The following is a 10013-nucleotide window of genomic DNA, read 5'->3' as shown; positions in this document are numbered from 1 at the left end:
TGCAAAAGCATCATTGGCCCTAAAAAAGTTGCTTTTGACTTTAAAAAATCACTTCAAAAATCAATTTTTTGAAATATCACTACCAAAAACCTGCTTTAAGTCTAATTCATTTTTTGTAACATTAAATACCATTTAAAAACTGATAAAAAAAAGCTGCCCTCTTTTAGGACAGCTTCTTCTGTACAGTACCTGAGGCCGGAATCGAACCGGCACACCTTGCGGTACACGATTTTGAGTCGTGCGCGTCTACCAGTTCCGCCACTCAGGCATCAAAATCGGGTTGCAAAAATAGTAGTCCTTTTCATTTACACTAAAATTTTATTGCAAAATCTTGCGACTTTCGCTGTACTTTTGTTTTTTAATCAAGTGCGTATGAAAAAACTTTTATATATTGTTATATCTTCAGTTTTGCTGCCTTTTGCATATGCGCAGTCTTTGCAGATAGTTAGTTTTGATTCTGTTGTCATGGGCAATGCTTTTACCAGCGATGATATTTATGCCAAGGCAGCTGTAAAAAATGTTTCTTCCTCGGCTAAGATGGTAAAGGTAAAGCGGTACTACAATGCTAGCAATGCACTGGTAGACAGCAACGCAATATGCTGGGGATTTTGTTTTGAGCCGAAAGTGAGTGTGAGTCCGAACGCAATAAACATAGCGGCCGGTGCTACCAACAGCGTGGATTTCTCAGGTCATGTGTATCCAGATAAGGATGGTGTGGCTCGCTCAGGCCAGATCATGTATACTTTTTTTGTAGACGAAAGTCCGAATGATTCGGTATCAATTGTAGTAACATATGAGGTGACTCCTACCTTTAGGGTTGCTAAGTTTCAGAACGGTAACAGAGTGGGTAGCCTGTTTCCAAATCCGGCTGGTGATGTAGTGGAATTACACTTGGAGCTTAAGGGAAATGAACAGGGTAGAATCGCTTTTATGGATATAACTGGAAGGATCATAAAATCAGTTCAGTTGTCAAATATTGATGCTGTACACAGAATAAATGTGCATGATCTTAAACCCGGTGTATATCTGTATACGGTGTACATCAATGAAAGGGCAGAAGTAACTCGTCGATTGACTGTAAGGAGGTAAAAAGACGGACTCTGGGAGAAAATTTTACTAATTATCAAGCCTGCCTTTCCATAAAAGTTTGAACAGAATTTATCTCTCCTACAATTTATGAAGAGATAATTTAAAAACTTCAGGCAATTGTTTGCCTAATATTCAGTTTTAGCTTTGGTAGACGAAGGCTACTTTGCAAGGTGAAAGAATAAATGATAAAACTTTTCAACTGATCTAAGGTCATTTCTACCTTAGGGTAGAAACCATGAGTTCATAATCCGACCTTGTGTAAGCTCAACAGCTCACTACCAGCGAGACGTCAAAAAAACAACTGCCAAAATTTGAAAAGTTTAAAGGGTGCCATCTTTTGCTACTTTGCGAATAAGGGTTAGGAGTTTGTCTTCGTCTCCGGGTATGTAGCCTGTGTGTTGCCAGAGCACTTCGCCTTTGCCATTGAGCAGAAAGGTATGAGGGATGTTGTTCACGTTCATGGCACGGCGCAAATCAGAATTTTCGTCGATGTAGATGTCGTATTCCCACATTTGGCCTTTAATAAAGGGCTTTACTCGAGCGGCATTTCGGGGGTCGTCGATAGAGATGGCTATCAGCTTGACGCCGGTTTCGGCTTGCCACTCTTCATATACTTCTTTGATAGCATTCAGCTCAGTGACACAGGGTTTACACCACGTAGCCCAGAAACTGAGTACGATGGGAGCTTCGCCGTTTTGGATTACATCGGTAGATGTTACAGTTTGACCGTTGAGGTTTTTGATTTCAACGGCGGGTATTTTCTTGAAGTTGCCCGATTGAGCAATGGCTGTGAAGGCAAATAGAAGGGCGATGGCTGAGAGAAGGTGTTTCATCTTTGGTTAAGATATCGGATTGAGTACGACACTGTAAATGGTGATAGAGTTTGGATCGCGGCCGTAGTAGAGTTTTTCGATAGCTTCGAGTATGTCTTTAGCGCGGAAGTAGGAGGTGTGCAGTTCGTTTTCGCCGGTTACTGCCCACTGAATGGTATAGGAATTTTCTTTAGTGCGGTAGTTTTTTACGTAGTCAAGCATTTTCACCAGGCAGTCCTTTTTGTCGATGCCTTCGGTGCTGTGAAAAAGGAAGCTCTGGTTATGACGGGGATTGATGGTGATGACGTATAGTTTAACATGACCGTTGCGCTCTTTGTATTCGAAAATAATACTTGTATTGCCGAGATTCAGATAGCTTTCTATTTCTTTTTGTAATCTGGCTACTTCCAGATTGATGTCTTCCATAGTCAAATAAAATTTTTAGGATTAAAACAACAAAAGTATACCAAGGAAAAATACCACTAGGCCGATAAGCATGATAAAAAATGTGTAGCCTATCAGGTCAGAGGCCTTAATGCGGGTGATGTAGAGCAATGGTATGGCCCAGAAGGGCTGTAGCATATTGGTGAGCTGATCGCCATAGGCAAAGCTAAGAATGGTTTGTTCGGGCGATATACCGAGTAGCGACCCTGCCTCAAGAATGATAGGCCCTTGTACTGCCCACTGTCCACCTCCGCTAGGTATTAATAAATTGACGATGGAAGAGCTCAAAAAAACGAATATCGGGAAGAGTCTTTGGTCAGCAAGCGAAACGAACCACTGTGTGATGTCATGCGTAAGACCACTGTAGCGCAGTAATCCGATAATGCCGAAATAAAATGGAAAGAGCAGTAAAACGCCAGAAGCACTTTGTATAGCGCGGTCGATAGAGAGCATATAAGCTCTAAGGCTGCCATGGAGTAAAAGACCAAAAGCCAGCAAAAAAGTAATAACAACATTGGGGTTAAAAAAATTGAGGCTTGCTTCGGTGACAATTCTGCTCGCCAGGTAAAAGATGAGCAAAACGGCTACGGTGTGTGCAGGCCAGCGTTTGAATTCGAGCACTTCGGCGCCCGAGGCTCGCTCTGCACGCAGATCAATATCCGGATGTAGGGGTGGGATATCAAATGAAGTAGAATCTTTGGGAAAGCGAAGGGCTAAAAGCGCTACGAGAGCAAGTACGCTAATGCAAGCCAAAAGGGTAATCAACGAGTTGGAGAGGCTAAAAATGGTATCTGACACGGCTACTGCGTCAGGTAAAGAGAGATTTGTTGATACTAAGCTTTTGAGATGTCCGCTTTCTGCTGCCTTTAGCGTGGCTGAGCCCGAGAGGCCTCCATGCCATATCATCATGCCAGAGTACCCGGCTGCACCGAGCAGTGGATAGTTAAAGGTAATTTGTCGGCGCTGCAGGGAATGGCCTAACAGGCGTACAAAGATGGCGCCGGCCACAAGGCCCAAACCCCAATTGAGCCACGAAGCAGCCATCGACACTGTGCCCGCCAAAAGGGCTGCTTGGAGACCAGATGATGGAATCTCAGCCATCTTTTTTAAATACTTGTACACAATAGGGCTTATAGCTATGGAATAGCCGAAGACTAAAATCAAGATCATTTGCAAGGTAAAAATCATGAGATTGCCGTCCCAAAAGCCCCTTTGCCAGTGTTCCAATGTGGTGATGAAACCGGTGATACTTAGTCCGTTCTTGCTTAAATCAGCGATAAAAGCTACCGCTGTAATGACGAAAGCTAATCCGAATTGACCTGGTATTATTTTGTGAAAAAGTCTTTCAGCCAACACATTCGACCGCATCGCAGCTAAGGTTGTTGTGTTAATTTTCTGCAAAACAAATTATTATCATGGTTTAGAAAAAAAAATCATCGCTTCTTGAGGCCACAAAAAGTAACTTGATGAAACCTTATCAGGCTGATATTGGCGAAATTTTCAAAGAGTTTGGTACAAATGAGCAAGGTTTATCGCATGCTGAGGTAATCGAACGGTTAGAAAAATTTGGATACAACGAATTGCCTGAAAAAGATCGCGTACCGGTGTGGAAGCGCTTTTTGGCCCAATTTCACAATTCGCTGATTTACGTATTGCTTGCTTCATCGGTACTTACTGCATTGCTACAAGATTGGCTGGATACAGGTATCATTTTAGGTGTAGTCATCATCAATGCCATTGTGGGCTTTGCTCAGGAGGGCAAAGCAGAAAAGGCTCTTGAATCCATTCGAAAAATGGTGAAATACGAAGCTACTGTGGTGCGCGGGAGGCTCATAATAAATGTAGATAGCAGAGAATTAGTACCCGGCGATGTAGTGATACTGAAATCAGGCCAGCGAGCAACAGCTGATATCCGATTGTTTGAGAGCCACTCCCTCAAGATGGAAGAAGCTATTCTGACCGGTGAATCAGTACCAGTAGAAAAGCATACACGCCCCCTTGAAGGAGATTTGTTGCCCGGCGACCAAAAGAATATGGTTTTTTCGGGCACTTATGCCACCTATGGAAGGGGTAGGGGGGTGGTGGTGGCTACGGGCACCAATACGCAGTTGGGTCAAATCAGCACTTTGCTCACCGATATTTCAAAAAGCTCCACTCCATTACTTCAAAAGATTGAGGATTTTTCAAAAAAATTGTCCTTCTTCATTTTGGCTGTATCTGTCTTGTTTGGGGTTGTATCTTGGTACTTGCATCGCTTTGGTTTTCAAGATATTTTGGTTAATACGATTGGAATAATTGTAGCTGCCATTCCCGAGGGTTTGCCTGCTATTATTACCATCACCCTTGCTCTTGGGGTACAACAAATGGCGCTGAACAAAGCCATTGTGCGCAAACTGCCCGCTGTAGAGACCTTAGGCTCGGTGACCGACATATGCTCTGATAAAACCGGCACGCTTACCAAAAATGAAATGACCGTATTAGAAGTAGTCACCGATGCAGAAACCATTACTTTCGACGGATCGGGTTACGACATTACAGGAACTGTAACCGGCAATATTGATCATCCGGTAGTGCGCAATGTGTTCATGATTTTCGATCAATGCAACGATGCACAAATTCGCTTTGAATCGGATCAAACCCTTCTTAATGGAGATCCTACAGAACTCGCCCTTAAAGTGATGGTGTTAAAAGCAGGGATACATCAGTCCACCTTAGAACGTTTGGCCACCATTCCCTTTGATTCAGCTCATAAGTACATGGCTGTGAAGGTGAAAGACGGAGATTCAATCAAGCTGCTCGTAAAAGGGGCACCTGAAAAAATTTTGGAGCTTTCGGATCTTTCGGTGGAAGCAAAAGCAAAACTTAGAGCGTTGTTTAATCATAAAGCGTCGAATGGCTATCGGCTGATAGCAGCTGCATGGAAGGAACTCAAGGACAAGAGTCGCACACTTACAGAGGCGGATGTAACAAATCTCAACTTTGCCGGGATAGCTTGCATTATTGACCCACCTCGGCCAGAAGCTGCAGAAGCAATTGCCAAATGCCATCGAGCGGGGATCACAGTAAAAATGATTACCGGTGATCACATAGAAACCGCTGGAGCCATTGCTAAAAGCCTTGGCTTGAAAAATCCGGAGCAAAAAATCGACGGCCAAAGTCTCGAAAAACTCACGGATGAAGAATGGAAGAAAGTGGCCTTGGAATATAACATTTTTGCTCGTACTACTCCTCTGCACAAGCTTAAGTTGGTAGAAGCCCTGCAGTCACAACAGAGAATTGTAGCCATGACAGGTGACGGCGTGAACGACGCCCCTGCGCTCAAGAAAGCAGATATCGGCATAGCTATGGGCATTAAAGGAACTCAAGTAACCAAAGATGTTTCAGACATTATTCTTACTGACGACAACTTTGTGACCATCTCAAATGCAGTAAGGCTAGGCAGAGGCATTTTTGACAACATCCGAAAAGCCATAATCTTTATACTGCCTACCAATGCAGCTGAAGCACTTTCGATTCTAGTGGCACTTGTAGTAGGGGGCACTTTGCCGATATCGGCTCCTCAAATATTATGGATAAATATGGTAACAGCCGTTACACTGGCTATATCTCTAGCCTTCGAACCCGCTGAGGAGAACGTGATGAAACGTCCGCCTCGCAAACCCACTAAGCCAATTCTCGATACTTATCTGGTGTGGCGCATCCTTTTTGTGGGAGCTGTGTTGGCTGTTATAGTCTATACCTTGTTTTATTACGCAATGTATACCTACAATTCACTCGAATTAGGACGTACCATAGCCGTGAATGCCTTAGTAGCAGGCGAAGTGTTTTATTTGCTCAACTGCAAACACATTCGACACAATGTGTTTTCGCGCGATTTTTTTAACAACAAGCACATTTTTCGAGCCATTGGCACACTGGTGCTTTTGCAAATAGCATTTACCTATCTGCCCGTTTTTCAGCAAATCTTTCGCACGGTGCCATTAGAAATGTATCACTTTGCTCTGGTTTTGGCCGGCGGTCTATTGTTGTTTTTAATTGTAGAGCTTGAAAAATTTATCGTAATTCGAGCTTTTAGAATAAGTAAATAGTTTCCACAAAGCTTTTTAATACTGTTCTTTACAATGTTGAAAAATAAGCTTTTTAAGATTCAATCAATTGTAGCTTACTTTGAAGCTGGGAAAGTGCCAAGATGATAGACACCGAACGCCATAAAGGAAAACGAAGACTTCTGCTCGATTCTTTGAGAGAGAAAGGTATCTGGTGCGAGCGAACGCTCGAGGCAATGATGAAGGTGCCCCGTCACGTTTTTCTCGACTCTAGCCTTGAAGACCTTGCCTACAGTGACCAAGCACTGCCCATCGCTGCCGGGCAAACCATCAGCCAGCCATACACAGTTGCTTTTCAAACGATGCACCTCGACATACAGCCGGGCGATAAAGTACTCGAAATTGGAACAGGTTCAGGTTATCAGGCTGCTGTGCTCTTTTACATGGGGGCTAAAGTCTTTACCATTGAGCGCCAACTCGAGTTGTTTAATTTTTCAAAACTCATTCTAACCAAACTCGGCATCAGATATACAGGTAAGTATGGCGATGGCAACGAGGGTATGCCGGCTTACGCGCCTTTTGACAAGATTATCGTAACAGCCGGTGCATCGCGCATCCCTCCGCAACTACTTCACCAGCTTAAACCCGGTGGAAGGCTCATTATTCCCATTGGCGAAGGCGTACAGAAAATGACCTTGATATACAAAAAGTCGGATAAAATCTTTACTGCAAAGGCCTTGGGCGATTTCAAATTCGTGCCTCTGTTAGAAGATAAAACCGTTTAAAAGCCTTTTTTTTATTTCACAAATAAGTACAGAAGTACGCTGAAGAGTAGGATACTGACTGCATTGAGCAAGAGTCCTAACCTCATCATTGTCATCATCCGAATTTGGCCGGAGCCAAATGCCACAGCATTCGGTGGGGTAGCGATTGGCAACATGAATGCACAGCTCGACGCCATAGCAACTGACATTCCGGTGTAAAAAAATACGTGTATATCGCCGGAGGCCAAAGCTGCCACAGCTGGCATCATTAGACCTGTAAGCGCTACGTTTGACATAAATTCCGTGGAAAATACTGTAAAAGCTACTATTAAAACCGCCAATAAAACTTTTGAAGAACCCGATTGCTTAAAAAAGTCGCTTATCATAGCCGAAAGTCCTGTTTTTTCGAACATCGACGCCATGGTAAGTCCGGCACCGAAAAGAAGCAAAATTCCCCAGGATAAGTCTTTTGTGTCTTGCCACTCAAGTAATCTCGGCGATGACTCTTGACCCGATGGCAGCATAAACAGCACAACAGCACCAGCCATAGCTATGGATGTGTCGTTTAATACAGCTACTTCTATAAATGGAGCGGTGAACCAAAGTAAGGCAACGATCGAAAAAACTATCAACACACGCTTCTGAGCACTACTCATTTTAGGTAAACGTCTATATTCAGCCCTAATCCGTTCTCGAATGTCTTCTTGAAAAAGCTTTTTATCTTTAGGTACTAATACAATAAACAATAAGAGCAGAAGCAGAACGCTTATAGGAAAACCAACAATAAACCAGTCGATGAAACGGATGGATTGATGAAACGTTTCATTCAAAAACCCTGAGAAAACCAGATTCGGCGGAGTACCTATTATAGTAGCTATACCGCCTATGTTCGCCGAGAATGCGATGGTTAAAAACATTTTTTCTACATCGCGATCTGCGATGGGTATTTGTGAGCGAATGGTTGTAACCAGAGCCGTAGCTAAAGGCAGCATCATAATGGCGGTGGCTGTATTGCTCATCCACATACTTAGGAAGTATGACGATATGGTAATGGCCATAAAGACAGAAGGTAGATTTTTGTTGAAATTCAACAGGAGCCAAAGAGCGAGTCTTTTGTGAATATCCCATTTTTCAACGGCTAATGCTAACAGAAAGCCACCAAAAAACAAGTAAATCACTGGATTAGAGTAATTCGTTGTCACCTCTTTAAGCGAAGCTACTTCAAATAGAGGAAGAACCACGATGGGCAGTAGAGCAGTGACGGAGTAATGAACCACTTGATTCGTCCACCAAATAAGCATCCACGCAAATAAGGAAACAACCACTGACTGTGCCGATGAAAGGTGGCCCTGAAGGAGGACATAAACAACTCCAAAACCCAAAAAACCAGCTCCAATATTTAACAAATTCTTCATCGTAAAAGATAATTAATCAACATTGCAAGATTGCGCTAAAACCCTGATTTAAAAAAAGACAACCAATTTGTTTAGACTGATTTTAAATTGTAAAAGCCAAATTAAACCTGCAACGAAAAAAAATAGTTAAGAATATAAATTTGCCAGCAGAGTATTAATGTACCGAAAGACATTATGAAAATTATGAAAACAAGTTTTAACAGGCTCAATATGTTGCTGTTGGTAGCAATGATGCTGTGGAGTAGCCTGTCTTTGTTTGCACAAGACGGCGCAGCAAATTTGCCTGGCGATCCGGAGTTAGGAAAGAAGCTTTTTAATGCTCAGTGTGCCGCCTGTCATAAGCTTGATAAGAAGTTGGTAGGTCCGGCAATGGCTGGAGTGACAGAGCGCAGATCACAAGAGTGGCTTATCAAATGGATCAGAAACAACGCAGAACTTCGGGCAAGTGGCGATAGAGATGCGATAGCCATCTACGAAGAGTACAACAGATCAGCAATGCCCGCCTTCCCGTTGCTGTCAGATCAAGATATTCTCAACATTCTGGCATACACCATAGTTGGCGACAAGCCAGCTGCAGCTCCTGCCGCTGATCAGGGCGCGCCTGCAACTGGTGTGGCTCAGCCAAAAGAAGGATTAAACATTTGGGTATTGGTAGCCCTTTCCTCTTTCCTTCTTGTTTTGCTGCTCATTCTTGTTAAAGTTAAGAACACCCTTAAAGTTATAAAAGGTGAAGAACCCACCAGCGTTTTGGAGGATTTTTCAAAAGGTGTTCAAGTAGCGGTCAAGAATCAAAAGCTAATAGTTTTCCTCACCATTGTTGTCTCTGTATTTCTTTTAAAAGAGCTGTACTGGGGGCTGATGTCTATCGGTGTAGAGCAAGGATATATGCCTGAGCAGCCAATAGCCTTCTCTCACAAGATTCACGCCGGCGACAATGGCATTGATTGTAAGTATTGCCACTACGGCGCTGAAAAGGGCAAGCATTCGAATATTCCTTCAGCCATGCTGTGCATGAACTGCCATACATACATTCAAGAAGGTCCTAAATACGGTACAAAAGAGATCGATAAAATCTACGCGGCTGTAGGATTCGACAGAGAATCAAACTCTTACATTCCAGGCTACGAGCAAAAGCCTGTAAAATGGGTGCGCGTTCACAATCTTCCCGACCTTGCCTATTTTAATCACGCTCAGCATGTAAATGTTGCCGGGCTTGAATGCCAGACATGTCACGGACCCGTGCAGGAAATGGAGGTACTTTATCAATATTCAGAGCTCACTATGGGCTGGTGCATAAATTGTCACAGAGAAACAGAAATCAATGTTGAAAACGGTTACTACAAAGACTTACACGACAAGCTGAAGGAAAAATACAAGTCTAAAAAGGTAACCGCTGAAATGATTGGCGGTCTGGAATGTGGTAAGTGTCATTACTAAAAAATT

At 43.1% G+C, this 10013-nt stretch carries 8 protein-coding genes and 1 tRNA gene; 4 read left to right on the top strand and 5 right to left on the bottom strand.

Features of this window, described 5'->3' with window-relative positions:
• Nucleotides 1-186 precede the first annotated feature (186 nt).
• A tRNA-Leu gene (locus EIP89_RS03440) sits at nt 187-268 on the bottom strand.
• 104 nt (nt 269-372) lie between these two features.
• Between EIP89_RS03440 and EIP89_RS03435 the strand changes: the two genes are divergently transcribed.
• Entirely contained in the window at nt 373-1089 is a 717-nt protein-coding gene (locus EIP89_RS03435; protein WP_124397253.1) for a T9SS type A sorting domain-containing protein, read from the top strand.
• Nucleotides 1090-1409: 320 nt separating this feature from the next.
• Here EIP89_RS03435 and EIP89_RS03430 read toward each other — a convergent pair whose 3' ends face one another.
• Genes EIP89_RS03430 through EIP89_RS03420 form a run of 3 tightly spaced genes read right to left on the bottom strand, consistent with a single transcriptional unit; the run spans nt 1410 to nt 3713 of the window.
• Nucleotides 1410-1922 (bottom strand): TlpA family protein disulfide reductase, encoded by a 513-nt coding sequence (locus EIP89_RS03430; RefSeq protein ID WP_124397252.1) that lies wholly within the window; start codon nt 1920-1922, stop codon nt 1410-1412.
• Between the two features lie 6 nt (nt 1923-1928).
• Nucleotides 1929-2327: a hypothetical protein gene (locus EIP89_RS03425; protein ID WP_124397251.1), complete on the bottom strand. Its 399-nt coding sequence runs from the start codon at nt 2325-2327 to the stop codon at nt 1929-1931.
• A 21-nt stretch (nt 2328-2348) separates the two neighbouring features.
• On the bottom strand, nt 2349-3713 hold the full coding sequence (locus EIP89_RS03420; RefSeq protein ID WP_148086784.1) for a TIGR00366 family protein: 1365 nt from the start codon (nt 3711-3713) through the stop codon (nt 2349-2351).
• 98 nt (nt 3714-3811) lie between these two features.
• Here EIP89_RS03420 and EIP89_RS03415 point away from each other — a divergent pair, with 98 nt between their 5' ends.
• The gene (locus tag EIP89_RS03415) at nt 3812-6433 is read left to right on the top strand and encodes a cation-translocating P-type ATPase (protein ID WP_124397249.1); all 2622 of its coding nucleotides are present in this window, start codon (nt 3812-3814) and stop codon (nt 6431-6433) included.
• 101 nt (nt 6434-6534) lie between these two features.
• Entirely contained in the window at nt 6535-7176 is a 642-nt protein-coding gene (locus tag EIP89_RS03410; RefSeq protein WP_124397248.1) for a protein-L-isoaspartate(D-aspartate) O-methyltransferase, read from the top strand.
• Between the two features lie 11 nt (nt 7177-7187).
• Here the strand turns inward: EIP89_RS03410 and EIP89_RS03405 are convergent, their stop codons facing one another.
• On the bottom strand, nt 7188-8570 hold the full coding sequence (locus EIP89_RS03405) for an SLC13 family permease (RefSeq protein WP_124397247.1): 1383 nt from the start codon (nt 8568-8570) through the stop codon (nt 7188-7190).
• 183 nt (nt 8571-8753) lie between these two features.
• On the opposite strand from EIP89_RS03405, the gene EIP89_RS03400 reads away from it, so the two are divergent.
• A complete protein-coding gene (locus EIP89_RS03400; protein ID WP_307718667.1) occupies nt 8754-10007 on the top strand; it encodes a c-type cytochrome in 1254 nt (417 codons plus the stop codon).
• Nucleotides 10008-10013: the final 6 nt, after the last annotated feature.

Source organism: Thermaurantimonas aggregans (genome assembly GCF_003851885.1).
In the GTDB taxonomy this organism is placed as follows: Bacteria; Bacteroidota; Bacteroidia; order Flavobacteriales; family Schleiferiaceae; genus Thermaurantimonas; species Thermaurantimonas aggregans.
The sequence above is the reverse complement of the archived record's forward strand: the minus strand, read 5'-3'. Positions and strand labels throughout refer to the sequence as shown.